Raw genomic sequence first — 25,662 nt, forward strand, 5'->3', positions numbered from 1 at the left:
AGAGCAGACGATGAAAATCATGATTTGCCCGCTCAACGGGCCGCGCAATATCAGCGAGTTCACCTACGGCGGTGAATTCAAACCGATGCCCGACCCGCTGACCTGCAGCGATGCCGAATGGGCCGACTACGTGTTCAACACCGATAACCTTGCCGGCGTGGTGCGCGAATGGTGGATGCACACACCGTCCAGCTACTGGTTCCTCGCCGAGCGCCACACGGTCACCGACGAGATCGTGCGCACCTTCGATCCGCGCGAAGTGTTCACCACCCGCGTCGACTTCACCACCGCCAAGGAGATCGCCGGATGAACCGCCTCCCCGCCCCCATGGGCCTGCTGATCCAGCGTGACCAGCCACTCGACTTCAGCTTCGACGGCCTGCCCTACCAAGGTTTGCAGGGCGACAGCATCGCCAGCGCCCTGCTCGCCAACGGGCGCTTCCTGATGTCGCGCTCGTTCAAATACCACCGCCCACGCGGCCCGTTGACCATGGCCGGCCAGGACGCCAACAGCCTGGTGCAACTGCCTCGCGAACCCAACGTATTAGCCGACGCCCACGCGCTGTCCGCCGGCTTGGCGGTGACGGCGCAGAACGTCAACGGCTCGCTGGACAACGACAAGGACGCCTACCTGGGCAAGTTCTCCAAGTTCATGCCGGTGGGCTTCTACTACCGTTCGTTCTACAAGCCCAAGGGCATGTGGAAAGTCTGGGAGCCGATCATTCGCAAAAAGGCCGGCCTGGGCGTGCTCGACCTGACGTTCCAACCCGAGTACTACGACAAGGCCTACCTGTTTACCGACCTCGCCGTGATCGGCGCCGGCCCCGCTGGCTTGCAGGCCGCGCTGACCGCCGCGAATGCCGGCGCCAAGGTGCTGCTGATCGAGCAGCAACCGATCCTCGGCGGGTCGCTGACCTACGCGCGCTTCGATATTGCCGGCACCCGCGCCGACACCTTGCGCCGCGAGTTGCTGGGCGCGGTGCAGCAACACCCGAATATCCAGGTACTCACCGACGCCACCTGCAATGCCTGGTTCACCGACAACTACCTGCCGGTGATCCAGGGCAAGCGCCTGTACAAAGTGCGCGCGCAGCAGTGCCTGGTGTGCAGCGGTTCGTTCGACCAACCGGTGGTCTTCCGCAACAATGACCTGCCGGGGGTGATGCTCACCAGCGCGGCGCAACGCCTGATGAAGCTGTATGCGGTCAAGCCCGGCAAGCGCGCGGTGGTGCTTACCGGCAACGATGACGGCTACCTGGCCGCCCTCGACCTGCATGACCAGGGCGTGGACGTGGCCGCCGTGATCGACCTGCGTCACGCCCCGGCGGACAAAGCCCTGCCGAGTGCCCTGGCCCAGCGCAAGATCGCGTGCCTGAGCAACAGTACGGTGTTCGAGGCCCTGCATGAAAAAGGCCTGCGCCATGTGAAGGGCGTCGACGTGCGCCAGATCACTGGCCAGGGCCAGGTCAGCGCCAGCGGGCAAGTGATCGACTGCGACCTGCTGTGCATGTCGGCCGGTTATATGCCGGTCTATCAGTTGCTGTGCCAGGCCGGTGGCAAGCTGGCCTATGAAGACTCGCGGGCAGAGTTCAGCCTCAGTGGCCTGCCGCGCAATCTGGGCGTGGCCGGCTCCGTAAACGGTCGGCATCAACTGGACAATGTGCTGGCGGATGCGACCAACGCCGCCGCCGGCAGCCTGCTCGCCCTCGGATTGAACAGCACCAGCCCGCACGCAGCGCTGCGCCCAGAAGCCCAGGTCAACTTCCCCTGGCCGATCTTCCCGCACCCCAAGGGCAAGGATTTCGTCGACTTCGACGAAGACCTGCAGGTGGCGGACATCGTCAACGCCACCCGCATTGGCTACCGCGATGTGCAGTTGGTGAAGCGTTATTCCACGGTCGGCATGGGCCCGTCCCAGGGGCGCCACTCAGCGCTGCCGACCGCACGGCTGGTGGCCTGGGCGACCCAGCGTACTATCAGCGAAACCGGGGTCACCACCGCACGGCCGCCGTTCGTGGCGGAGAAACTCGCGCATGTCGCCGGACGCGCCTTCGACCCCTACCGCCAAACGCCGATGCACGCGCGCCATGTGCAAGCCGGGGCGAAGATGATGCCCGCCGGTATCTGGCAGCGCCCGGCCTATTACGGCAAGGCCCAGGACCGCGAAGCGTGCATGCAGGCCGAAGCGCTGCACGTGCGCAACAAGGTCGGGCTGATCGATGTGTCCACACTCGGCGGCCTCGACGTGCGCGGCCCGGACGCCGCCGAATTGCTTAACCGCCTCTACACCTTCGCGTTCCTCAAGCAGCCGGTGGGCCGTTCGCGTTATGCGCTGATGACCAACGAACACGGCGTGGTGATCGACGACGGCGTGTGCGCGCGGCTGGCCGACAACCACTTCTACGTCACCGCCACCACCAGCGGCGTCGATCGTATTTACCAGCAGATGCTCAAGTGGAACGCGCAGTGGCGCCTGGACGTGGACGTGACCAACGTCACCGCCGCGATCTGTGCGGTGAACGTGGCCGGGCCGGATTCGCGCAAGGTGCTGGAACAGGTATGCAGCGATCTCGACCTCAGTGCCGAAGGCTTCCCCTACCTGGGCGTGCGCCAGGGTACGGTGGCCGGGATCAAGGCACGCCTGCTGCGGGTGGGTTTCGTCGGCGAACTGGGCTATGAAATCCACGTACCGGCACGCCACGGCCTGGCGTTGTGGGACGCGTTGATGACGGCCGGCAAGGCCTTTGACATTCGCCCCTTCGGCGTGGAAACCCAACGCCTGCTGCGCCTGGAAAAAGGCCACGTGATCATCAGCCAGGACACCGATGGCATGACCCACCCGGCGGAAATCGACATGGGCTGGGCAGTCAGCCGCACCAAGCCGTTCTTCGTCGGCCGCCGCTCGGTGGACATCCTCGAAGCCCAGCCGCTGAAACGCAAACTGGTGGGCTTCAGCCTGCCCAAGGGCAGTGTGCAACCGCTGGAAGGCCACCTGGTGCTCAACGGCGCGGACATCAGCGGCAACGTCACCTCCTGCGAATACTCCACCAGCCTGGGCCGCATCATCGGGCTGGCCTACGCCGGGATCGACCAAAGCACACCGGGGCAGCGCATTCCGATTCGCGTCGAAGGCGGCATCGTCGTCCAGGCCGAGGTGGTGCAACTGCCGTTCTTCGACCCCACTAACCAACGCCAGGAGGGTTAAGCCATGACCAGTCTGAAGGCCCACGAATTGTTCACGCCGCCCTGCCAACTGCAGGACCAGACCGACCTGCCCCGGGTCGGCTTTCGCGGCGCACAAAGCGCCGAGTACCTCACGGCGCGCGGCTTCACGTTGCCGGGCGGGCCCAACCAAGCCTGCGCGCAAGCGGACGGCAGTTGGGTGGCGCGCCTGTCGCAGAACGAATACCTGGTGCTGGGCAGCCCGCAGGATCAGGGGCAACGGATTGCCGATGAAGAAGCGCGTTGGGAACTGGACCACCGCGCCAACTACCTGCTGCCACGCCAGGACAGCCATGCCTGTGTGCGGCTCAGCGGGGAGGTGATTGCGCAGGTGATGGCGAAGCTGTGCGGGGTGGATCTCAGTTTTCCGGCCTTCAAGCCGGGGATGGTGGCGCAGACCTCGGTGGCGCGGGTCAATGCGATTGTCATCCACACAGGCAGTGGGGAGCTGCCGGCGTTTCATATCCTCTGGGATCGCGCCTCGAAGGCATACTTCGAGGGCGCGTTGCGGGATGCGCTGGAGGAGTTCGGCGGGGTGGGTCAGTCGGTGTAGCCCAACCGCGCCGCCCTGACCTTTTGGGTGTGTTGACGTGTCGCCAGGCAGTAATACAACGGGCACGTCACCACCAACCCCACCAGCCACGACAAGTCCGCGCCTTCCACCAGGTTGGCCCACGGCCCCACATACAGCGACGTATTGGCAAACGGCAGTTGCACGATGATGCCGATGAAGTACGCCACGATCGCATGCAGGTTGAAACGCCCATACACCCCGCCATCGGCCTGGAAGATCGAGGCAATGTCATAGACCCCGCGCTTGATGACGTAGAAGTCGATCAGGTTGATTGACGCCCACGGCACCAACACCAGCAACAGCGCGAGGATCAGGCCGATAAATTGCGAGATGAAGTCCGCCGACGCGCCCAACGCCACCACGCAGCAACCGGCCAGGATCACGCCCGACAGCGCCACGCGCACCTTGATGCTGGGGGTCCAGTGGCTGGCGAAGGTCTGGACCGAGGTGATGATCGACAGCACCGCGCCGTACAGATTCAGGGCGTTGTGGCTGATGATATTGAGCAGGAACAGCACCATCAGGATCGGCCCCAGCCAGCCGGTGGCGTGCTTGACCGCGACCATGGCTTCGGTGCCTTCGGGCGTGGCCAGTGCAGCGACCAGGCCAAAGGCGAAGGACAGGATGGTGCCGAGGGTCGCGCCCAGGTAGGTGGCGAGAAACGGCCGGGTGATGCCAATGTCCGCCGGCAGGTAGCGCGAGTAGTCACTGGTGTAGGGCGAAAAGCTGATCTGCCAGATCACCCCCAGCGACACGGTAGCCAACCAGCCAGCTGCGTTGAAGCCGCCACGGGTAAGGAAATCTGCCGGCAGGTCATGGGCAAAAATGTAGATAAAACCGGCCAGCAAAGCACTGCCCATCACCCAGGTGCCGATGCGGTTGAGGGTATGGATAAAGCGATAGCCGATCACGCCGATGGCGGTGGCGCTGAGGGCGCCGATCAGGATGCTCGCCGGCACCGGCACCGACGGCACGATGCCGACGATGGACTTGCCGGCCAGGACGATATTGGAGATGAAAAAACCGATGTAGATCAGCGCGGCGAAGAACACAATCAGCAGCGCGCCGTAACGGCCGAACTGGCCACGGCTCTGCACCATCTGCGGGATGCCCATGCGCGGGCCTTGGGCCGATGCGAGGGCAATCACGATGCCGCCGAGCAGGTGCCCGAGGGCAATCGCCAGCAGCCCCCACGCCAGATTGAGATGGAACACCTGGGCCACCATGGCGCCCGTGACGATCGGCAGCGGCGCGATGTTGGTGCTGAACCATAAGGTGAACAGGTCGCGGGCCTTTCCATGGCGCTCTGCGAGGGGGACGTAATCGACCGTGTGATGCTCGATCAGGGGGTCTTGCCGGGACATCTGGGGCATGGAAATGAACTCGCGTTTGTCTGATCTTATAGTTGTTTGACGCCAAACCGGGGGAGCTCTTTGGCCGCCCCTCAGATGAACACCATATTATGGTATTCCAACATTTTCACAAGACTGATCCGTAGTCTTAGCGCGCATCTGATCCGCAAGTGTGCCACAGCGCACCCCGTTATTTCCCGCCATAGCCCCCGTATTTATGGGTGATAAACCCGAGAATTGACGTTCATCGGGCGATTGAAAAAGCGGTTGCATCGACTGTATTACGGTATACCATCAGACCTACAAACTCATAAAAACCGCTTTACCGCAGAGGACCGTCCCATGATCGATGCCGCTATCTACAAACAAGTGATGGGTTCGTTTCCGTCCGGTGTCACCGTGATCACCACGCTCGATGACGAGGGGCAAATCGTCGGGTTGACCGCCAGTGCCTTCAGTTCACTGTCCATGGACCCGGCCCTGGTGCTGTTCTGCCCCAACTACAGCTCCGACTCGTACCCGGTGTTGATCAAGAACAAGCGCTTTGCCATTCATGTGCTTTCCGGTGGGCAGCAAACCGAAGCCTATGCCTTTGCGCGCAAAGGCAAGGACAAGGCCCAGGGCATCGAATGGACGCTCAGTGAGTTGGGCAACCCGATCCTGGCCAATGCCACGGCGGTGATCGAGTGCGAGTTGTGGCGCGAATATGAAGGCGGCGACCACGCGATCATGGTCGGCGCGGTGAAGAACCTGATCGTGCCCCGGCAGAACGCCGGGCCACTGGTGTATTGCCACGGCAAGATGGGCGCCCTGCCACTGCCGGCCTGATCCCCGACACCGTTCTGAAAACACCGAAGATCAAATGTGAGGCTTGCCCTAATGCCAGTCAGTTAAGGCAAACACTGTACCTGTGGCGAGGGAGCTTGCTCCCGTTGGGCCGCGAAGCGGCCCCAGCTCTTTGTTTAAAACAACTGGGACTGCTACGCAGTCCAACGGGAGCAAGCTCCCTCGCCACAGGTTACTTTTCGCTCTTGCTGCTTCTTAACTGACTGGTAGTAGGGCTTGCCCGCTCCCTCATTCGAACGTCCCCCAAAGGGCTGCGGTATCAATCAGGTTCGAAAGCGGCTGACCAGCTGATTCAACGTCTGCGACAACGCCGTCAATTGCTGCGCATCCTGGCGTGTAGAGTCGGCCAAGCTTGCCACTAATTGCGCATCCCCATGAATCTGGCTGATATGCCGATTGATGTCTTCGGCCACCTGGTGCTGCTCTTCGGCGGCGGTGGCGATTTGCGTGTTCATGTCGCGGATCACGTCGACCGACTCACGGATCAGGCCAAAGCTGGCCCGTGCGTCGTTGATCGACACCACCGTTTCCTGGGACACCTCCAGGCTCGCATGCATCTGCTTGCCCATCTGATGAGTGCGGCGCGCCAGGTTGCCGAGCAGCCCGTCGATTTCACCGGTGGAGTCCGAGGTGCGCTTGGCCAGCGCGCGCACCTCGTCCGCCACTACCGCAAAACCGCGGCCCTGCTCGCCGGCCCGCGCGGCTTCGATGGCGGCGTTCAGGGCCAGCAGGTTGGTCTGCTCGGCAATGGAGCGGATGGTGCCGAGGATCGACTGGATGTCATTGCTGTCTTTTTCCAATTGCTCCATGGCCTGGGCGGATTGGCCGATCTCTACACTCAAGCGCCCGACACTGCTCACCGCCGCGTCGATCTGTTGCTGCCCGGTGTGGGCCTGGCGCTGGCCGTTGTCGGCCGAGTCGGCAGCCTGGCTGCAGGAGCGCGCGACTTCGTTGGAGGTGGCAACCATTTCATGAAACGCCGTCGAGACCATATCCACCGCTTCGCGCTGTCGCTCGGCGACTTCGGCCATTTCCACCGAGACTTCGGTGGCACTCCCGGAGCTGCTGTGGATCTGCCCGGCCGCCTGCCCGATGCGCTGGATCAGCGTGCGGATCGCTTCGAGGAACTGGTTGAACCAGCCGGCCAGTTGCGCCGTCTCGTCACGCCCCTTCACTTCCAGGCGCGCGGTCAAGTCACCTTCACCTTGGGCGATGCCTTCCAGGCCGCTCGCCACGCCGCGAATCGGCTTGACGATCAGCCCGGCAAACCAGGCCCCCGCCACCGCAAACAGCACACCACACACCAGCGCGATGGCTGCAATCAGCCAGGTCAGGCGCGCCGCGCCGGCCATCACTTCACTCTCGCGCATCAACCCGACAAACCGCCAGCCCAAGGCCTTGGACGGCCACACCAGCGCCATATAGCGCTCACCCGCCAGCTCGACCTGCACCAGGCCCTGGTCGGCTTCGCTCAACTGACGATAGCCATCGCCCAGTTGGCCGAGAGGCTTGAAATTATGGGACGGGTCATTCGGGTCCACCAGCACCGTGTTGTTGGCTTCCATCAGCATCAGGTAGCCGCTTTCGCCCAGCCTGATCTGCTTGACCAGGTCGGTCAGTTGCTTGAGGGACACGTCGATGTTGACCACCCCGCTCACCTTGCCCTGGCGGTCGTTGAAACTTTGCACGGTGCTGACCAGCACCACATCGTCGGCAGCCCAGTAATAGGCCTCGGTGCGCAGGGTCTTGCCCGGCTGGGCCATGGCGGTCTTGTACCAGGGGCGTGTGCGCGGATCGTAGCTGGCCAGCTTGGGGTCGCCGGGCCAGAACACATAACCGCCGTCCTCGGTGCCCAGGGACAGGTAGGTGTAGGCCGAATGACTCTGGGCCAAGCCTTCGAACAGCTTGAACACCTGCTCGTCGCGCTCGCCGGGTGCGACTTGCGCGGCATCGCTGGCCAGGTAGCGTTTCACATCACCCTTGATACTCTGCAGTTGCGGGTGCGCGGCCAGGTAGCTGACGTTCTGGCTGATGCCTTCGAAAAACAACTGCATCGCGTTGTCGACCTGGCGGATCTCGCGCCCGCTGCTGTCGATAAAGCCATCCCGTGCCTCATGACGCACATTGAGGATGATCAGCACAGCCACCAGCACTACCGGCAGGCTGGCGATCACCGCAAAGGCCAGGATCAGTTTTTGTTTTATGTTCATCTAGCTCGCTTTCCTTGTGAGGTGACGGTGCGACCGTTGGAGAGAAAAGTTTTGCGGATATTCCGTATTATGGTATACCAACAATCAATCCGCCGAACAGCCGTCATCACTGGCATGCTTCAACGTGGCGAGAGTACTTAAGGGCCCGCAGCCGACAGGCCGATCACAATAGATCCGAGGTAAGCGTCATGAAGTTTTCCCTGTTCGTACACATGGAACGTTGGGACGAAAGTGTCAGCCACCGGCAGTTGTTCGAAGACTTGACCGAACTGACCCTGATGGCCGAGGCCGGCGGTTTCAGTACCGTATGGATTGGCGAACACCACGCCATGGAATACACCATCTCGCCGAGCCCGATGCCGCTGCTGGCTTACCTCGCGGCCAAGACCACTACCATTCACCTGGGCGCCGGCACCATCATCGCGCCGTTCTGGCACCCGTTGCGGGTGGCGGGTGAATGCGCCTTGCTCGACGTGATCAGCAACGGGCGCATGGAAGTCGGCCTGGCCCGTGGTGCTTACCAAGTCGAATTCGACCGCATGGCCGGCGGCATGCCCGCCTCCAGCGGCGGCCAGGCGCTGCGCGAGATGGTGCCGGTGGTGCGTGCGTTGTGGAAAGGCGACTACGCCCACGACGGCGACATCTGGAAATTCCCCACTTCCACCAGCGTGCCCAAGCCGATCCAGCAGCCCAACCCGCCGATGTGGATCGCCGCCCGCGACCCGGACTCGCATAACTTCGCGGTGGCCAACGGCTGCAACGTGATGGTCACGCCGCTGATGAAGGGTGACGAAGAAGTCCTCGACCTGAAAAACAAATTCCAGGCCGCCCTCGACAACAACCCCGGCGTACCACGCCCGCAACTGATGGTGCTGCGCCACACGCACGTGCATGCCGCCGATGATCCGGACGGCTGGAAAGTCGGGGCCAAGGCGATCTCGAAGTTCTATCGCACCTTCGATGCCTGGTTCGGCAATAAAGAGGTGCCGGTGAATGGCTTCCTGGCGCCGAGCCCGGAAGAAAAATTCGCCGCCCGCCCGGAGTTCGAACTGGACAGCCTGCACAAGACCGCGATGATCGGCACCGCCGAAGAAATCATCCCGCGCATCCGCTACTACCAGGAACTGGGGGTGGATGAGTTCAGCTTCTGGTGCGACAACAGCCTGCCCCATGCCGAGAAGAAGAAGTCGCTGGCGCTGTTTATCGAGCAGGTGGTGCCGGCGTTTCGTTGAGTCAGCCCAGCCGCAGGCCACTGGTTGCTTTCAACCACGCCTGCGGCCCAAGTGCCAACTGACCAACTGATAACCCCCCAACAAGCTCCCCGCCAGCAGCAATGTCCATTGCACGCTCAGCGCCGCCGCCAACAGGCCGGCCAACAACCCGCCGATGGCTTCAAAGCCGAAACGCATGGCGATGTAAAACGCGATCACCCTGCCCCGCAGCGTTTCCGGCGCGGCGCTTTGCAGGGTCATGTTGCTGCTGACATTACTGACCGTAATCCCGAACCCCAGCCCGGCGAGCGCCGCCAGGGTGAACCCCAACGGCGGGTTGGCGGCCACCGCACATAGCGACATCGCACACACCAACGTACCCAGCACGATGATGCGGCTGAGCCGCGAGTGACTGCCGGCGAACGCCAGGAAAATCGTGGCCACAAACGCACCGGCACCCGCCGCGCCCCATAACCAGCCGAGGGTTTGCGCATCGCCGCTGAACACGTGCTTGGCCAGAATCGGCAGCAGCACCGTGTAGCAGGAGGCCAACAGGTTGACCATCACCACACTGATCAGCAGCCGCCGGATTGCCAGCGTGCTCCAAAGGTAGTGCAAACCTTCGCGGAAAATTTGCGCCGTGGAACCTTGGGCCCTGGCCTGCGCCCGGCTTTGCACCTTGCCCAGGCCAATCAGCAACATGCCGAAGGCGATGGACGTCAGCAGGAAGCAACCAGCCTCGCCGCTCCAGTTGATCAGCAAACCGGCCAACGGCGGGCCGATAAAACGTGCGGCATTGATCAGCATCGCATTGAGCACAAGGGCGTTGGGCAGGTCTTTGGGATCGTCGACAAAACTGGCGATCAAGGCTTGGCGCAGCGGCGTTTCCAGGGCGTTGAGCAACCCCAGCAACAGCGCCATGGCGATGATCACTTCGCGGCCCATCCACTGCTGCCACGTGAGCACGGCCAAGGCCAGGGATTGCAGGGCCAGCGTGGCCTGCACGGCCATCAGCAGGCGGCGCTTGTCGTGGCGGTCCGACCAGGCCCCCGCCAGCGGGCCCACCAGCAACTGCGGCAACAGCGTCAGAAACGCAATCGCCCCCAGCAGCACGGCCGAGCCCGTCAGGTGGTAGGCCAGCCACGACAGCGCGACCTGTTGCACCCACTTGCCGAGGGTGGAGAGGCCCTGGCCGACGAAGTAGATCTGGAAATTGCGATGGCGCAGCGCGCGTACAGGCGCCGGCCAGCGGGAGGGGGAAGCAGGATTCAAATAAACTCGCAGCCCTTTTGTGTGAGCGATTTCAGGACCCAGGTGCGGTCGTTCTCGCCCAGCGCGATCTGTTCAAGCTGCTTCTGTTCAGCGGCATGCTTGGCGTAGGCGCGATCATACACCTCGCCGACCTGATCGAAAGGCACGCAGAGCAAGCCGTCTTCATCACCGATCACCAGGTCTCCGGGCTCGATGACCATGCCACCGAGCGCAATCGGTACATTGACCTCGCCCGGACCATCCTTGTAAGGGCCGCGATGGGTGATACCGGCGGCGAACACCGGAAAGTCACCGGCGCCGATGCTCGCCGCATCGCGAATCGCGCCGTTGATCACAATGCCGGCCACGCCCTTCTTGATCGCGTACGCCACCATCATTTCGCCGATGAGCGCGTTGCTCAGGTCACCGCCGGCATCCACCACGATCACGTCACCGGGCTGCGCGATATCCAGCGCGTGATGCAGCATCAGGTTGTCGCCGGGGCGCGCCTTGACGGTCAGCGCTGGCCCCACCAGTACGCCCTTGTGGTGCATCGGCTGCAGGCTGGCGCCACCGGCGGTCATCCGATTCATCGAATCGCTGATGTTGGCGACCGGCACGGTGCGGTAACGCTCGACCCACTCGGCAGCGACCTTGCGTTGCTGCTTGAGCACTCTGAATCCGATGGACATGGGGCATTCCTCTGGTGGTTTTTATTAAGTGTTATTTGTTCAAAATGAAACGATATTTCAAAATTAACACCACCTTTTAAAACTGACAAGACACCCTTCGCAGCCATTCGGCAGGCGACGAGTAGCACAAATCGCACCTTAAACTCTATAAAACATGGGTAATCACTGGGTCGCAGACAACCGTAACAGTGAGTTTTTTGTTTCAGAGCAAAAATTATTTATTGAAACGCCATTTCATTATGGTAGCTTTCAATCACTGTTGAGCGCTACGACGAGTCCTCAACTGCACACAGATAAGAAAACCAAGGTGCGCACAATGACCCGAACCCTGCTGCTGACCGGCCCGGAACTCACCCCCGACGCCATGGCCCACGCCGCCTCCCACGGCGTACGCGTGATCCCCACCACGCCCTATGCACCTGCCGACGAACTCACTGCGATCATTGCCCGCGAGCAACCCGACGCAATCATCGTGCGCCAGGGCAAACTGACCCGAGCGATGATCGACGCATCGCCCGCGCTGAAGATCATCGCCAAGCACGGCGTGGGCTACGACACCATCGACATTGCCGCCGCCGCCGAGCGCCGCATCCCGGTGACCATCGCCCTGGGCGCCAATGCGCAATCGGTGGCCGAGCACGCACTGGCACTGATGTTCAGCGTGGCGCGCCAGACCGCACTGCTCGATGCGCGCATGCGTGACGGGCATTGGGACAAAGCCACCAGCGTGGGCATCGAGCTGTCCGGCAAGACCCTCGGGCTGGTCGGCCTGGGCGCCATCGGGCGAATCCTGATGGACCTGGTGACCCCGCTGCGCATGACCGTCAAGGTCTTTGACCCGTACCTGAGCAGCCTGCCGGACCTGCCGAACGTCGAGCGCGCTGAGGACTTCGACGCCTTGCTGGAGAGCTGCGATATCATCAGCCTGCATTGCCCGCTGACCGAGCAGAACCGCAACCTGTTCGGCGCGGCACAGTTCAAGCGCATGCGCCCGCGCAGCATCCTGATCAATACCGCGCGCGGTGAGCTGATCGACACCGAAGCGCTGGTGCAGGCGCTGAGCACCGGCCAGATCGCCGGCGCCGGCCTCGACACCTTCAACCCCGAACCGCCACCGGCTGACTCCGCGCTGTGGGGCCTGCCGACCCTGGTGGCCACCCCGCACGTGGGCGCCAACACCGCCGAAGCGCGGGATCGCGTGGGCCTGCTGGCCTTGCAACAAATCATCGATTTCTGGGACGGCAACGCGCTGGAACCGCGCGCAGTGGTTAATCGCCAACTGTTCGCAGACTGATTGAACGCACATCGCCCGGCCTTCGCGTAAAGAAGGACAGGCTCATCACGCTTCTCCAAAAAAAACAAAATGGGAGAGAGTCATGTCTACCAGTTCCACCGACATCAGCGCCATTGAGCGCTCAACCATGCGCAAGGTGGCGTGGCGGCTACTGCCGTTCCTGATCCTCTGCTACCTGCTGGCAATCATTGATCGCGGCAACATCGGCATGGCCTCCCTGCAGATGAACCAGGACCTGGGCCTCACCCCGGCGATCTTCGGCTTTGCCAGCAGCTTGTTCTTTGTGTCGTATTTCCTCGTGGAAGTCCCCAGCAACCTGGCCTTGCAACGGTTCGGCGCGCGGGTATGGATTGCGCGGATCATGATCACTTGGGGGATTATTTCCGCCGGCACCGCGTTTGTGACCGGCGCCAATTCCTTGTACGTGATGCGCTTTTTGCTGGGCGCGGCCGAAGCCGGGTTTTTCCCGGGCGTGCTGCTGTACCTCACCTACTGGCTGCCGGCGGCATACCGAGGGCGCATGGTGGCGATTTTCATGGTCGCCATTCCCGGTGCCAACTTCATCGGCTCGCCGCTGTCCGGACTGCTGTTGAGCCTGGACGGCTGGTTTGGCATGCGAGGCTGGCACTGGCTGTTCATCATCGAAGGCATCCCGGCGGTGCTGCTGGGTATCGCTTGCCTGTTCGTGCTGACCGATCGCCCCGAGCAGGCCAAATGGCTGAGCAGCGAGCAACGCGGCTGGCTCACCGGCCGTCTCGATGAAGAGCGCAGCCGCAAGACCGCCATCGGGCATATCTCTCTGTGGAAACTGCTGCGCCACAAGCACATCTGGGTGCTGGCGCTGATCTATTCGGGCGCCTCGGCGGCCGGCAGCACCATGAGCGTCTGGGCCCCGCAATTGCTCAAGACCTTTGGCCTGAACAACCTGGAAATCGGCCTGGTCAATGCCATCCCCTACGGGCTCGCATCGATCCTTATGATTCTGTGGGGGCGCAGCTCCGACAAGACCGGTGAGCGCCGCTGGCACACCGCGACCACCTTGCTGTTGATCACTGCGGGCTTGCTGCTGGCGTTGGTCACGTCGTCGCTGGTGGCCACGGTAATCATGCTGTCCATGGTGCTGATTGGCGCGTATTCGATGAAGGGGCCGTTCTGGGCGCTGGTGTCGACCTGGCTCTCGTCCTCCACCGCCGCTGCCGGCCTGGCCGCCGTGGGGGCAATGGCCAACCTGATTGGCGGGGGCGTGATGGTCAACGTTTACGGCACGATTCATCACGCCACCGGCAGCTATGCCCTGGCACTCTTGCCACTGGCAGCGCTGTGTGCGGCCGGCGCGGTGATGGTGTTGTTGATGGGCCGCAAGCAGATGAAGGAATTGGCCGGCGCGCCGGCTTTGTCCTGAAATCGCTGCGCAGTCAATTGCTTGGCATTGCCCCTCGCGGGCAATGCCAGTATTTTGCAGCGTACCCGCCCAACCACAAGGAGCAACCCCATGGTAAAAACCCGCCCGCGCCCCGCAGTCACCGGGGTTGCTTCGGCTGATCGGGTGCTGACCGTGCTCACGGCGTTCAAAATGGGCGATACCGCGCTGGAACTGGCCGAGCTGGCGGCGCGCACCGGGTTGATCAAAAGCACCATCATGCGTTTGATGGTGTCCCTGGAAGACCACGGCCTGATCACGCGCCTGGCCGATGGCCGTTATCAACTGGCCACCGAGATCATGCGACTGAACACGGTGTATCAGGACGGCCTCGACCTGGAGCGCCACATTACCCCGCTGCTGCACCGCCTGACGCAGGAAACCGGGGAAACCGCCTCGTTCTATGTGCGCCATGGCGCCTACCGGATGTGCCTGTACCGGGTCAATTCGCCCCACCATCTGCGCCTGCACCTGCAACCGGGCGACACCCGCCCCATGGATGGCGCCGCCGGTGCCGAAGCCTTGCGCACCCCCTATTCCCTGGCCGCCAGGATGATCAAACCGATCTTCTCCCACGGCGCCACCGACCCCCACGCCTCGTCGATGGCCCTGCCGATTTTCGGCCCCGGGGAAAACCTGATCGGCGCCCTGGTGCTGTCCGGTCCGGCCAGCCGCCTGACTGCAGAACAGGCGCAAACCCTGCATCCGCTGTTCCAGCAGGCCGCCGTTGAGCTGACCCGCAGCCTGGGTGGCGATGCACTGGCGGGTGGAGAAACCCCACAGAAAAAACCTCGCAGCAAAAAAACCACCACGGGCTGAAGCCCTACCCGGCTCAAATGTGGGAGGGGGCGTGCCCCGATGACGGTGTGTCAGTCAACTTATTGGGTAACTGAGCCATTGCCATCGGGCGCCAGCCCCCTCCCACATTTTCCTCCAAGCTTGCCTACACTCTCTCAACACACGCGACATTTAGCCTCAGCCTACCCTCGCAGAACCTGTAATAGTCTATTGCAGGACTCTAATGTACTAACCAGTTACTTATCTTGCTAAAATCGCGTCTTTGCCCTCTCTCACTCGAGTCTTTTCGATATGAAACGAGCATCGCGCGCCACTGGCGTCTCTAGATTCTTACTCCTGGGCCTGGGCGTGATCATCGCCTTGCTCGGCCTCGCGCTTGCCGTCGGCGGCGTTAAACTGGTCAGCCTGGGAGGTTCCTGGTACTTCCTGGTCGGCGGTGCGGTGATGGCCGTTTCCGGCCTGCTGATTGCCCTGCGCAAACCGGCCGGCGCGTGGTTATTCGCGGCGTTTCTGCTGGGCACCGCGATCTGGGCCGTGGCCGACGTGGGCCTGGTGTTCTGGCCGCTGTTCTCGCGGGTGTTCATGTTTGCGGCCATCGGTATGGTGGTGGCGCTGGTTTATCCGCTGCTCGTCAACACGCCTGCCCGGGGCGCCTATGGCGTTGCCGCCGTGCTGGCAGTGGGCGTGGCGGTGGCAGCAGGCAATATGTTCGTTGCTCACCCAAGCGTCGCCCCGGCCGGTGCCGGCCCTGGCATCACCCCCGTAGCCCCGGCCGATGCCCAGAAAGACTGGGCCCACTACGGCAACACCGAAGGCGGCAGCCGCTTCGCCGCGCTGGACCAGATCAACCGTGACACGGTCAATAAGCTCAAAGTAGCCTGGACCTACCACACCGGTGACGTGGCGATCAGCGACGGCAACGGTGCCGAAGACCAACTCACGCCCCTGCAGATCGGCAACAAGGTGTTTATCTGCACACCGCACAACAACCTGATCGCCCTCGACGCCGACACCGGCAAAGAGCTGTGGAAGAACGAGGTCAACGCCAAATCGGCGGTGTGGCAGCGTTGCCGGGGCATGGCTTACTTCGACGCCAGCGCGCCGATTGCCCAGCCGACCCAGCCCAACAGCTCGCCGATCATTGCCGCCAGCGTTCCTGCCGGTGCGCAGTGCCAGCGTCGCTTGCTGACCAACACCATCGATGCACGCCTGATCGCCGTGGATGCTGACACCGGCAAGTTCTGCGAAGACTTCGGCACCCACGGTCAAGTGGATTTGAAGGCCGGCCTGGGTAACGTGCCGGACAGCTACTACCAACTGTCCTCGGCGCCGCTGATGGCCGGCACCACCGTGGTGGTGGGTGGCCGCGTGGCCGACAACGTCCAGACCGACATGCCCGGCGGCGTGATCCGTGGCTTCGACGTGATCACCGGCCAGATGCGCTGGGCTTTCGACCCGGGCAACCCGGAAGACAAAAAAGCCCCGGCCGACGGCAGCACCTATGTGCGCAGCACGCCGAACAGCTGGGCGCCAATGTCCTATGACCCGCTGATGAACACCGTGTTCTTGCCGATGGGCAGCTCGTCCACCGACATCTACGGCGTGGAACGCACTCAGCTCAACCACAAATACGGCGCCTCGGTGCTGGCGCTGGACGCCTCCACCGGCACGGAAAAGTGGGTATACCAGACCGTCCACAATGACCTGTGGGACTTCGACCTGCCGATGCAGCCAAGCCTGATCGATTTCACGCCGCCAGGCAGCGACAAAGCCGTGCCGGCAGTGGTGATCGGTACCAAGGCCGGGCAGATCTACGTGCTCGACCGCGCGACCGGCAAGCCGCTGACCGACGTGCAGGAAGTCCCGGTCAAGGCCGCCAATATCCCTAACGAGCCCTACTCGCCCACCCAGCCAAAGTCGGTCGGCATGCCACAGATCGGCGCGCAGACCCTGACCGAGTCGGACATGTGGGGCGCCACGCCGTTTGACCAGTTGCTGTGTCGCATCGACTTCAAGGGCATGCGCTACGACGGCCTGTACACCGCGCCAGGCACCGATAAATCCCTGAGCTTCCCGGGCTCGCTGGGCGGCATGAACTGGGGCAGCATCTCCACCGACCCGGTGCACGGTTTCATTTTCGTCAACGACATGCGCCTGGGTCTGTGGATCCAGATGATACCGTCGCAAAACAAGGCCCAGGCCTCGTCCGGTGGCGAAGCACTGAACACCGGCATGGGCGCCGTACCGCTCAAGGGCACGCCGTATGCGGTGAACAAAAACCGCTTCCTGTCGGTGGCCGGTATCCCGTGCCAGGCGCCGCCGTTCGGCACCCTCACCGCGATCGACATGAAGACGCAAAAGGTCGCCTGGCAAGTGCCGGTCGGCACCGTTGAAGACACCGGCCCGCTGGGGATCCGCATGCACCTGCCGATCAAGATCGGCCTGCCGACCCTCGGCGGTACCCTCTCCACCCAGGGCGGCCTGATCTTCATCGCCGGCACCCAGGACTTCTACCTGCGCGCCTTCAACAGCGGCAACGGTGATGAAATCTGGAAAGCCCGCCTGCCGGTCGGCAGTCAAGGCGGTCCGATGACCTACGTGTCGCCGAAAACCGGCAAGCAGTACATCGTGGTCACCGCCGGTGGCGCACGCCAGTCCACCGACCGTGGCGACTACGTGATCGCCTACGCCCTGCCATAACCCTCTCCAGGCGCGGTGCCCCCAGCACCGCGCCTTCTGCTTTGGAAGACCCCGCATGACCCCCTCTTCTCATCTTTCCCTTGGGCGCCTGTTGCTCGGCCTGGCCCTGGGTGCCGCCCTGCCTGTGCAAGCGGATGACACCACCCTGACCGGCGACTGGGACGGCCTGCGCCGTGAGCTCGACGAGCAAGGCGTGCGCTTCACCGGTGACTACAGCGGCGAAACCGCCTACAACGCCCACGGCGGCCAGCATCGTTCGGCGCGCTACTCGCAGAACGTCAAGCTCGGCGTGCAGTTCGACCTGGGCAAGCTCTATGGCTTCAACAAGGATGACCGCATCCAGCTCACCCTCAACGACCGTCGCGGCAACAGCGCCTCCGAAGACCTGGTGGGCAACCGCCTGCCGATCCAGGAAAACTACGGCGGCCTCTACACGCGCCTCACCGAGCTGAGCTACGAGCGCACGCTGTTCACCCCGGCGCTGAACCTCAAGTTCGGCTACATGGCCATGGGCAACGACCTCGGCGGCCTGGACAGCGGCATCCTGTGCAACTTCATGAATGCCGGCTTCTGCGGCCACCCGCTGAACATGTCCGGCGGGAGCGGCTGGACCAACTACCCCAACGCACGCCTGGGCGCACGGGTGAAATACGACTTCTCGCCTGCCTGGCAACTGCGCGTCGCCGCGTTCAATGTCGACCCGGACAGTAACGGCGACTCCAGCCGCGCCTGGCATCTGAGCCCCAAGCACACCACTGGCACCGTAGTGCCCATCGAACTGGTGTACAAACACGCGGGCAGCCTGCCGAGTGAATACAAACTGGGCTATTACTACGACAGCTCCGACGTGAAACGCATTGGCAGCAACAAGGCGGTCAGCGGTCGCGGTGGTTACTACCTACTGGTCGACCAGGCGGTATGGGCGTCCGACTCATCCGCCGGCCGAGTGCTGCATGCCTTCGGCCAATACTCGGCAGCCAGCGAAGCGGCCTCGCCGTTCAGCAAGTGGTACGGCGCCGGCGTGGTGCTTTACAAGCCGTTTGAGGGACGGCCACGCGATACCCTGGCCTTGGGGTATGGGCGTGCCGTACCCAACCCTCGCAGTCGCGACGTGCAGGAACTGGCCGCCTTCAAGGCCGAGAACGATTACCCCAACCTGAACAATGCCGAACAATTGATCGAACTCAGCTATGGCTACCAGGCCACGCCGTGGCTCAACCTGCGCCCGGATGTGCAATACATCATCGAGCCAGGAGCGTTCTCCGGTGCGGATATCGACAACGCGCTGGTGGTCGGCCTGCAGGTCAAGACAGTGTTCTAAGCGCCCTGCCCGCTCCCACATTTTATCTCTCGCATTCAGTCTGAATACGCGGCCCTAGGCCGCACCCTGCTGGTACTCCCGTGGCGTACAACCGAACTCACGGCGAAACACCGTATGCAAGTACTGCGCGGAGGTGAAGCCGCAGCTCGACGCAATGTCGGCGATGGCCAGGTCGGGGTCGGCGAGGCCCTTGGCGGCGGCGGCGAGTTTGAAGCGCAGGATCTCGTCATGCACGCTGCAGCCGCGCACCTTGCGAAAGTGCGCTTCCAGGGAGGAACGCGACACCCCCACATACGCCGCCACCTGCGCGGTCTTGATGCCCTGGCAGGCGTACTGCCGGATAAACAGCAACGCTTGCATCACATAGGGATTGCCCAAGGGTTGATGCAAGCTGGAGGCCTGCACATTGATCGCATCCGGCGGCACCAGGATCTGCGTCCCGGCGCAGGGTTTGCCGTGCAGCATCTGGTGCAGCAACGCCGCGGCGGTGCGGCCCATGGTTTCCGTGCCCTGGATCACCGAACTCAGCGGCACCCGCGTAAGGGTGCGGGTCAGCGGGTCGTTGTCGATGCCGATCAACGCCACCTCCTCCGGCACGGCGATGCCGGCGGTGAGGCAGGCTTGCAGCAACTGCCGGGCGCGGGCGTCGGTGACGGCGATGATACCGATGGGCTTGGGCAGGCTGTGCAGCCAGGCGATCTGTTGTTCCACCGCGCTGTCCCACAACGGCGCGCTGGTGCCCAGGCCGCGATACACCTCGACGTGCAGGCCATCGCGTTGCAGCAGACGGCGAAAGGCTTTTTCGCGCTCCTGGGCCCAGCGATTGGCCTGGGCCTCGGGCAGGCTGAAACAGGCAAACCGCGTCAGGCCCGCTTCGATCAAATGTTCGTAGGCCAATTTCATCAAGGCGTGGTTATCGGTGGCCACATAAGGAATGCCCTTGGGGTAGGCGCGCGCATCCTCATAAGAGCCCCCCACCGCCACCACCGGCAGCGTGCTCCCGGACAACGCCTCGCCGATCAGCGGGTCGTCGAAGTCGGCGATGATGCCGTCGCCCTGCCAGCGCTCGATGCCTTTGAGGCGACAGAGAAAGTCCTCTTCCAGGAACAAGTCCCAGGACGCGCGGGTGCTGCTCAGGTAGTTGCCGATGCCGGCGATGATGCCGCGGTCGTAGATTTTGCTGCCGTTGAAGAGCAAGGCAATGCGGTGCACGGGCGGTAGGGTTTTCATTGTTGTTGTCCTGGGGCCAGTCGCCACAGACTAGACCCTGCCACTCAAAATCGCACTGTCCTTTGGTGATTTTCATAATCGGCAAGGCCGATGCCGTTGCTAGTATCGAGACACCGCCAAGAACAATAAGGAAAACGCCATGCCGTACTTCCCCGGTGTCGAGAAGGTTCGCTTCGAAGGCCCCAGCAGCGACGCCCCCCTCGCCTTTCGCCATTACGACGCCAACAAGATCATCCTCGGCAAACCCATGCGCGAACACCTGCGCATGGCAGCCTGCTATTGGCACACCTTCGTATGGCCGGGGGCGGATATGTTCGGTGTAGGTACCTTCAAGCGGCCCTGGCAGCGCAGCGGCGACCCGATGGAACTGGCCATCGGCAAGGCCGACGCGGCGTTCGAATTTTTCTCCAAACTGGGCATCGACTACTACAGCTTTCACGACACGGACGTCGCCCCTGAAGGCAGCTCGCTCAAGGAGTACCGCCACCACTTCGCGCAGATGGTCGATCACCTCGAGCGCCATCAGGAACAGACCGGGATCAAGCTGCTCTGGGGCACCGCCAACTGCTTCAGCAACCCGCGCTTTGCCGCCGGCGCCGCGAGTAACCCGGACCCGGAGGTGTTCGCCTACGCCGCCGCCCAGGTGTTCAGCGCCATGAATGCCACCCTGCGGCTCAAGGGCGCCAACTATGTGCTGTGGGGTGGCCGTGAAGGCTATGAAACCCTGCTCAATACCGACCTCAAGCGCGAACGCGAGCAACTCGGGCGCTTCATGCGCATGGTGGTGGAGCACAAGCATAAGATCGGCTTCAAGGGCGACCTGCTGATTGAGCCCAAGCCCCAGGAACCGACCAAGCACCAATACGATTACGACAGCGCCACGGTGTTCGGCTTCCTGCATGAGTACGGGCTGGAGCATGAGATCAAGGTGAACATCGAGGCCAACCACGCCACCCTGGCCGGGCACAGCTTCCATCACGAGATCGCCACGGCCGTGTCCCTGGGTATCTTCGGCAGCATCGACGCCAACCGCGGCGACCCGCAGAACGGCTGGGACACCGACCAGTTCCCCAACAGCGTCGAGGAAATGACCCTGGCCACCTATGAAATCCTCAAGGCCGGCGGGTTCAAGAACGGTGGCTACAATTTCGACTCCAAGGTGCGCCGCCAAAGCCTGGACGATGTGGACCTGTTCCACGGGCATGTCGCGGCCATGGATGTGCTGGCCCTGGCGCTGGAACGTGCGGCGGCGATGGTGCAGAACGACCGCTTGCAGCAGTTCAAGGACCAGCGTTATGCCGGGTGGCAGCAACCGTTGGGCCAGGCAGTGCTGGCCGGAGAGTTCAGCCTGGCATCGCTGGCCGAGCATGCGTTTGCCCATGAACTGAACCCGCAGGCGGTGAGTGGTCGTCAGGAGATGCTTGAAGGCGTCGTGAATCGCTTTATCTACACCTGATAGGGGTAAACACTGGCACGTGTGGTGAGCGGGCGTGCCCCGCGCTGGGGCGCTTAGCGCCCCCCCCCTACAGGCGATGTGTTTTTACCTGACACGCTGAGGTGCCTGGTTTTGGGGCTGCTTCGCAGCCCAGCGCGGGGCAAGCCCGCTCACCACAGTAAGCCTACTCACCACAGTTACAGTGTTCGTCTAGAGTCTTCCAACAACAATAAAAGGACGCACCACCATGAAGTCATTCAAACGTACCCTGCTCGCCACTGCCCTGGCCTTGCTCGCCCTGCCGGTCATGGCTGACCCCGCCCACCCGAAGATCGGTTTCTCCATCGACGACCTGCGCCTGGAGCGTTGGTCCCGTGACCGCGATTACTTCGTCGCCGCAGCGGAAAAACTCGACGCCAAGGTCTTCGTCCAATCCGCCGATGCCAACGAGCAAAAGCAGATTTCCCAGATCGAAAACCTGATTTCCCGTGGGGTCGACGTCATTGTGATCGTGCCGTTCAACGCCACCGTGCTCACCAACGCCGTCGCCGAAGCCAAAAAGGCCGGGATCAAAGTGGTGTCCTATGACCGCCTGATCCTCAACGCCGATATCGACGCCTACATCTCCTTCGATAACGAAAAAGTCGGCGAGATGCAGGCCAACGGCGTGCTGCAAGCTGCGCCCAAGGGCAACTACTTCCTGCTGGGCGGCGCGCCCACCGATAACAACGCCAAGGTGCTGCGCGAAGGCCAGATGAAGGTGCTGCAACCGGCCATCGACAAGGGTGATATCAAGATTGTCGGCCAGCAGTGGGTCAAGGAGTGGAACGCCACCGAAGCCTTGAGCATCGTCGAAAACGCCCTGACCCGGAACAACAACAAGATCGACGCCATCGTCGCCTCCAATGACGCCACCGCCGGCGGCGCGATCCAGGCCCTGGCCGCGCAGAAGCTGGCGGGCAAGGTGCCGATCTCCGGCCAGGACGCCGACCTCGCCGCGATCAAACGCGTGATCGATGGCACCCAGACCATGACCGTGTACAAGCCGCTCAAGCTGATCGCCTCGGAGGCGGCCAAGCTCTCGGTGCAACTGGCGCGTAACGAGAAGCCGACATACAGCTCGCAATACGACAACGGCAGCAAGAAGGTCGATACCATCCTGCTCACGCCGACGCCGTTGACCAAGGCCAATATCGACCTGTTGGAGAAGGACGGGTTCTACACCAAAGAGCAGCTTGCCGGGCAATGACCGCCATGGCCGACTACTTGCTGCAAATGAACGGCATCGTCAAAAGCTTTGGCGGTGTCAACGCGCTCAACGGCATCGACATCAAGGTACGACCGGGCGAATGCGTCGGCCTGTGCGGCGAGAACGGTGCCGGCAAATCCACCTTGATGAAGGTGCTGTCGGCGGTCTACCCGTATGGCACCTGGGAGGGCGAAATCCTTTGGGACGGCCAACCGCTGAAGGCCCAGTCCATCAGCGAAACCGAGGCGGCCGGCATCGTCATCATCCACCAGGAACTGACCCTGGTGCCGGACCTGTCGGTGGCCGAAAACATCTTCATGGGCCACGAACTGACCTTGCCGGGTGGGCGCATGAACTACCCGGCGATGCTCCACCGCGCCGAAGCCTTGATGCGCGAGCTCAAGGTGCCGGACATGAACGTGGCGTTGCCGGTGTCGCAGTACGGCGGCGGTTACCAGCAATTGGTAGAAATCGCCAAGGCCCTGAATAAACAGGCGCGCCTGTTGATCCTCGACGAGCCCTCCTCGGCGCTGACCCGCTCGGAAATCGACGTGCTGCTGGACATCATCCGCGGCCTCAAAGCCAAGGGCGTGGCCTGCGTGTACATCTCCCACAAGCTCGATGAAGTGGCGGCCGTGTGCGACACCATTGCGGTGATCCGCGACGGCAAGCACATTGCGACCACGGCCATGGCCGATATGGACATTGCGCAGATCATCACCCAAATGGTCGGCCGCGAAATGAGCAACCTCTACCCCACCACGCCCCATGCGGTGGGCGAGGTGATTTTCGAGGCGCGCCACGTCACCTGCTATGACGTCGACAACCCCAAGCGCAAACGCGTGGACGATGTGTCCTTTGTGCTCAAGCGCGGGGAAATCCTCGGCATCGCCGGCCTGGTGGGCGCCGGGCGTACGGAGCTGGTGTCGGCGCTGTTCGGTGCCTACCCCGGCCGCTACAGCGCCGAAGTCTGGCTGGACGGCCAGGTGATCGACACCCGCACACCGCTCAAATCGATCCGCGCCGGGCTGTGCATGGTGCCCGAAGACCGCAAGCGCCAGGGCATCATTCCCGACCTGGGCGTGGGCCAGAACATCACCCTGACGGTGCTCGACACTTACGCACATATGACCCGCATCGACGCCGAAGCCGAACTGGGCAGCATCGACCAGCAGATCGCGCGCATGCACCTCAAGACCGCCAGTCCATTCCTGCCGATCACCAGCCTGTCCGGCGGCAACCAGCAAAAGGCCGTGCTGGCGAAAATGCTGATGGCCAAGCCCAAGGTGCTGATCCTCGATGAACCCACGCGTGGGGTGGACGTGGGTGCCAAGTACGAGATCTACAAACTGATGGGCGCCCTGGCGGCCGAAGGCGTGTCGATCATCATGGTCTCCTCGGAGCTGGCCGAAGTGCTCGGCGTTTCCAACCGCGTGCTGGTGATCGGCGAAGGCCAGCTGCGTGGCGACTTCATCAACGAAGGGCTCACCCAGGAACAGGTACTCGCCGCGGCGCTCAGCCAACACAATAATAATGACCGGAAGACCGCGTAGATGAATCAGCTCAAACAGCTGTTTACCCGCTACAAAATGCTCGCCCTGGTGATCGCCGTGGCGGTGATCTGGCTGTTTTTCAGTTGGCAGACCGAGGGCGGATTCCTCACGCCGCGCAACCTGTCCAACCTGCTGCGGCAGATGTCGATCACCGGCATCCTGGCGTGCGGCATGGTGCTGGTGATCATCAGCGGCGAAATCGATTTGTCGGTGGGGTCATTGCTCGGATTATTGGGCGGCCTGGCGGCGATCCTGGATGTGGTGTATCACATCCCGCTGCTGGCCAACCTGAGCCTGGTGGCGCTGTGCGGCTTGATGATCGGCCTGGCGAACGGCTACATGACCGCTTACCTGCGGATCCCGTCGTTTATTGTCGGCCTGGGCGGCATGTTGGCGTTTCGCGGGATTCTGCTGGGAATTACCGGCGGCACCACCATCGCGCCGGTGTCGCCGTCGCTGGTGTATGTGGGCCAGGGTTATCTGCCGCATTCGGTCGGTATCGGCCTCGGGGTCTTGCTGTTTGCCTTGACCCTGTTCCTGACCTGGAAACAACGGCGCAACCGCGCCCTGCATGGCCTGGCCGCTCACTCGCGGGTGCGCGATGGTGTGCGTGTGGCAGTGATCGGCGCGGTGCTGGCCGGGTTCGTCACCACCCTCAACAGCTATGACGGCATCCCGGTACCGGTGCTGCTGTTGCTGGTGCTGCTCGGCGTATTCAGCTACGTCACCAGCCAGACCGTGTTCGGCCGCCGCGTGTACGCGGTGGGCAGCAACATGGAAGCCACACGCCTGTCGGGCATCAACGTGCAGGCGGTGAAACTGTGGATCTTCGGCATCATGGGCGTGATGTGCGCCCTCGCCGGCCTGGTCAACACCGCGCGGCTGGCGGCTGGATCACCGTCGGCGGGGAACATGGGCGAGCTGGATGCCATTGCGGCGTGCTTTATCGGTGGCACCTCGATGCGCGGCGGCTCGGGCACGGTGTATGGCGCGTTGCTCGGGGCGTTGGTGATCACCAGCCTGGATAACGGCATGTCGATGCAGGATGTGGACAGCTACTGGCAGATGATCGTGAAGGGCAGCATCCTGGTGCTGGCGGTGTGGGTGGATGTGAGTACGCGCACGGGCCGGCGCTGAACCCACGCCCACAAACACCACAAATCCCCTGTGGGAGGGGGCTTGCCCCGGTACAAACCGGGGACATCGTTTACATTTCTAACCGGGGACATGGTTTACAGGTTAATACGCATGATCAGGAGGTAACTGATCATGCCCTGGAACCAAGAGTCCCCCATGAACCAACGA

The 25,662-nt window shown here is 62.7% G+C and carries 19 protein-coding genes and 1 pseudogene; 14 read left to right on the forward strand and 6 right to left on the reverse strand.

The window, feature by feature from the left end; translation table 11 throughout:
• The first annotated feature begins 10 nt into the window (after positions 1–10).
• From QCBJ_RS09390 to QCBJ_RS09400, 3 genes are read left to right on the forward strand one after another with little or no spacing between them, the layout of a single operon-like run.
• Positions 11–310: a sarcosine oxidase subunit delta gene (locus tag QCBJ_RS09390; protein ID WP_012723544.1), complete on the forward strand. Its 300-nt coding sequence runs from the start codon at positions 11–13 to the stop codon at positions 308–310.
• Positions 307–3,204, forward strand: coding sequence for a 2Fe-2S iron-sulfur cluster-binding protein (locus QCBJ_RS09395; RefSeq protein WP_102060647.1), 2,898 nt, complete (start codon positions 307–309; stop codon positions 3,202–3,204). Before QCBJ_RS09390 ends, QCBJ_RS09395 begins: the two co-directional genes overlap by 4 nt.
• Before the next feature lie 3 nt (positions 3,205–3,207).
• Positions 3,208–3,774, forward strand: a complete 567-nt coding sequence (locus tag QCBJ_RS09400; RefSeq protein ID WP_012723542.1) for a sarcosine oxidase subunit gamma — start codon at positions 3,208–3,210, stop codon at positions 3,772–3,774.
• On the opposite strand, the gene QCBJ_RS09405 is transcribed toward QCBJ_RS09400, so the two are convergent.
• Positions 3,762–5,168: a cytosine permease gene (locus QCBJ_RS09405; protein WP_102060648.1), complete on the reverse strand. Its 1,407-nt coding sequence runs from the start codon at positions 5,166–5,168 to the stop codon at positions 3,762–3,764. The genes QCBJ_RS09400 and QCBJ_RS09405 overlap by 13 nt on opposite strands.
• 321 nt (positions 5,169–5,489) lie before the next feature.
• On the opposite strand from QCBJ_RS09405, the gene QCBJ_RS09410 reads away from it, so the two are divergent.
• On the forward strand, positions 5,490–5,975 hold the full coding sequence (locus tag QCBJ_RS09410; protein WP_012723540.1) for a flavin reductase family protein: 486 nt from the start codon (positions 5,490–5,492) through the stop codon (positions 5,973–5,975).
• Positions 5,976–6,256: 281 nt separating this feature from the next.
• On the opposite strand, the gene QCBJ_RS30680 is transcribed toward QCBJ_RS09410, so the two are convergent.
• On the reverse strand, positions 6,257–7,024 hold the full coding sequence (locus tag QCBJ_RS30680) for a methyl-accepting chemotaxis protein (RefSeq protein WP_371916663.1): 768 nt from the start codon (positions 7,022–7,024) through the stop codon (positions 6,257–6,259).
• Positions 7,025–7,114: 90 nt separating this feature from the next.
• Positions 7,115–8,203: pseudogene (locus QCBJ_RS30685) on the reverse strand (cache domain-containing protein); the annotation flags it as partial.
• Between the two features lie 188 nt (positions 8,204–8,391).
• On the opposite strand from QCBJ_RS30685, the gene QCBJ_RS09420 reads away from it, so the two are divergent.
• Complete coding sequence (locus QCBJ_RS09420) at positions 8,392–9,435, forward strand: LLM class flavin-dependent oxidoreductase (protein WP_064052580.1); 1,044 nt, start codon at positions 8,392–8,394, stop codon at positions 9,433–9,435.
• A gap of 30 nt (positions 9,436–9,465) precedes the next feature.
• On the opposite strand, the gene QCBJ_RS09425 is transcribed toward QCBJ_RS09420, so the two are convergent.
• Positions 9,466–10,686, reverse strand: coding sequence for an MFS transporter (locus tag QCBJ_RS09425; protein ID WP_102060650.1), 1,221 nt, complete (start codon positions 10,684–10,686; stop codon positions 9,466–9,468).
• A complete protein-coding gene (locus QCBJ_RS09430; RefSeq protein ID WP_102060651.1) occupies positions 10,683–11,357 on the reverse strand; it encodes an RraA family protein in 675 nt (224 codons plus the stop codon). Before QCBJ_RS09430 ends, QCBJ_RS09425 begins: the two co-directional genes overlap by 4 nt.
• Positions 11,358–11,673: 316 nt before the next feature.
• Between QCBJ_RS09430 and QCBJ_RS09435 the strand changes: the two genes are divergently transcribed.
• The 5 genes from QCBJ_RS09435 (at position 11,674) to QCBJ_RS09455 (ending at position 18,890) form a co-directional block, all read left to right on the forward strand.
• Positions 11,674–12,651, forward strand: a complete 978-nt coding sequence (locus tag QCBJ_RS09435; RefSeq protein ID WP_102060652.1) for a hydroxyacid dehydrogenase — start codon at positions 11,674–11,676, stop codon at positions 12,649–12,651.
• Positions 12,652–12,733: 82 nt separating this feature from the next.
• A complete protein-coding gene (locus QCBJ_RS09440) occupies positions 12,734–14,053 on the forward strand; it encodes an MFS transporter (RefSeq protein WP_012723535.1) in 1,320 nt (439 codons plus the stop codon).
• A gap of 90 nt (positions 14,054–14,143) precedes the next feature.
• Entirely contained in the window at positions 14,144–14,890 is a 747-nt protein-coding gene (locus QCBJ_RS09445) for an IclR family transcriptional regulator (protein WP_046035381.1), read from the forward strand.
• Positions 14,891–15,160: 270 nt separating this feature from the next.
• Entirely contained in the window at positions 15,161–17,569 is a 2,409-nt protein-coding gene (locus QCBJ_RS09450; protein WP_102060653.1) for a glucose/quinate/shikimate family membrane-bound PQQ-dependent dehydrogenase, read from the forward strand.
• A 55-nt stretch (positions 17,570–17,624) separates the two neighbouring features.
• The gene (locus tag QCBJ_RS09455; protein ID WP_102060654.1) at positions 17,625–18,890 is read left to right on the forward strand and encodes a carbohydrate porin; all 1,266 of its coding nucleotides are present in this window, start codon (positions 17,625–17,627) and stop codon (positions 18,888–18,890) included.
• A 54-nt stretch (positions 18,891–18,944) separates the two neighbouring features.
• Here QCBJ_RS09455 and QCBJ_RS09460 read toward each other — a convergent pair whose 3' ends face one another.
• The gene (locus tag QCBJ_RS09460; RefSeq protein WP_012723531.1) at positions 18,945–20,120 is read right to left on the reverse strand and encodes a DNA-binding transcriptional regulator; all 1,176 of its coding nucleotides are present in this window, start codon (positions 20,118–20,120) and stop codon (positions 18,945–18,947) included.
• A gap of 139 nt (positions 20,121–20,259) precedes the next feature.
• On the opposite strand from QCBJ_RS09460, the gene xylA reads away from it, so the two are divergent.
• From xylA to QCBJ_RS09480, 4 genes are all read left to right on the forward strand, one after another.
• A complete protein-coding gene (xylA, locus tag QCBJ_RS09465; protein ID WP_012723530.1) occupies positions 20,260–21,576 on the forward strand; it encodes a xylose isomerase in 1,317 nt (438 codons plus the stop codon).
• Between the two features lie 226 nt (positions 21,577–21,802).
• On the forward strand, positions 21,803–22,804 hold the full coding sequence (gene xylF, locus QCBJ_RS09470; RefSeq protein WP_012723529.1) for a D-xylose ABC transporter substrate-binding protein: 1,002 nt from the start codon (positions 21,803–21,805) through the stop codon (positions 22,802–22,804).
• Positions 22,801–24,357 carry a D-xylose ABC transporter ATP-binding protein gene (xylG, locus tag QCBJ_RS09475; protein WP_093546937.1) on the forward strand — a complete coding sequence of 519 codons (1,557 nt, stop codon included), beginning with the start codon at positions 22,801–22,803 and terminating at the stop codon, positions 24,355–24,357. Before xylF ends, xylG begins: the two co-directional genes overlap by 4 nt.
• Entirely contained in the window at positions 24,358–25,494 is a 1,137-nt protein-coding gene (locus QCBJ_RS09480) for a sugar ABC transporter permease (protein WP_102060655.1), read from the forward strand.
• Positions 25,495–25,662 lie beyond the last annotated feature (168 nt).

The sequence above is a fragment of the Pseudomonas sp. QC2 genome (genome assembly GCF_002859085.1).
GTDB classification, from domain to species: Bacteria; Pseudomonadota; Gammaproteobacteria; order Pseudomonadales; family Pseudomonadaceae; genus Aquipseudomonas; species Aquipseudomonas petroselini.

Coding starts and splice junctions, on each gene's coding strand:
- QCBJ_RS09390 (WP_012723544.1), top strand. CDS start 11: ATGAAAATCATGATTTGCCCGCTCAACGGGCCGCGCAATATCAGCGAG.
- QCBJ_RS09395 (WP_102060647.1), top strand. CDS start 307: ATGAACCGCCTCCCCGCCCCCATGGGCCTGCTGATCCAGCGTGACCAG.
- QCBJ_RS09400 (WP_012723542.1), top strand. CDS start 3,208: ATGACCAGTCTGAAGGCCCACGAATTGTTCACGCCGCCCTGCCAACTG.
- QCBJ_RS09405 (WP_102060648.1), bottom strand. CDS start 5,168: ATGCCCCAGATGTCCCGGCAAGACCCCCTGATCGAGCATCACACGGTC.
- QCBJ_RS09410 (WP_012723540.1), top strand. CDS start 5,490: ATGATCGATGCCGCTATCTACAAACAAGTGATGGGTTCGTTTCCGTCC.
- QCBJ_RS30680 (WP_371916663.1), bottom strand. CDS start 7,024: ATGGCCGAAGTCGCCGAGCGACAGCGCGAAGCGGTGGATATGGTCTCG.
- QCBJ_RS09420 (WP_064052580.1), top strand. CDS start 8,392: ATGAAGTTTTCCCTGTTCGTACACATGGAACGTTGGGACGAAAGTGTC.
- QCBJ_RS09430 (WP_102060651.1), bottom strand. CDS start 11,357: ATGTCCATCGGATTCAGAGTGCTCAAGCAGCAACGCAAGGTCGCTGCC.
- QCBJ_RS09435 (WP_102060652.1), top strand. CDS start 11,674: ATGACCCGAACCCTGCTGCTGACCGGCCCGGAACTCACCCCCGACGCC.
- QCBJ_RS09440 (WP_012723535.1), top strand. CDS start 12,734: ATGTCTACCAGTTCCACCGACATCAGCGCCATTGAGCGCTCAACCATG.
- QCBJ_RS09445 (WP_046035381.1), top strand. CDS start 14,144: ATGGTAAAAACCCGCCCGCGCCCCGCAGTCACCGGGGTTGCTTCGGCT.
- QCBJ_RS09450 (WP_102060653.1), top strand. CDS start 15,161: ATGAAACGAGCATCGCGCGCCACTGGCGTCTCTAGATTCTTACTCCTG.
- QCBJ_RS09455 (WP_102060654.1), top strand. CDS start 17,625: ATGACCCCCTCTTCTCATCTTTCCCTTGGGCGCCTGTTGCTCGGCCTG.
- QCBJ_RS09460 (WP_012723531.1), bottom strand. CDS start 20,120: ATGAAAACCCTACCGCCCGTGCACCGCATTGCCTTGCTCTTCAACGGC.
- xylA (WP_012723530.1), top strand. CDS start 20,260: ATGCCGTACTTCCCCGGTGTCGAGAAGGTTCGCTTCGAAGGCCCCAGC.
- xylF (WP_012723529.1), top strand. CDS start 21,803: ATGAAGTCATTCAAACGTACCCTGCTCGCCACTGCCCTGGCCTTGCTC.
- xylG (WP_093546937.1), top strand. CDS start 22,801: ATGACCGCCATGGCCGACTACTTGCTGCAAATGAACGGCATCGTCAAA.
- QCBJ_RS09480 (WP_102060655.1), top strand. CDS start 24,358: ATGAATCAGCTCAAACAGCTGTTTACCCGCTACAAAATGCTCGCCCTG.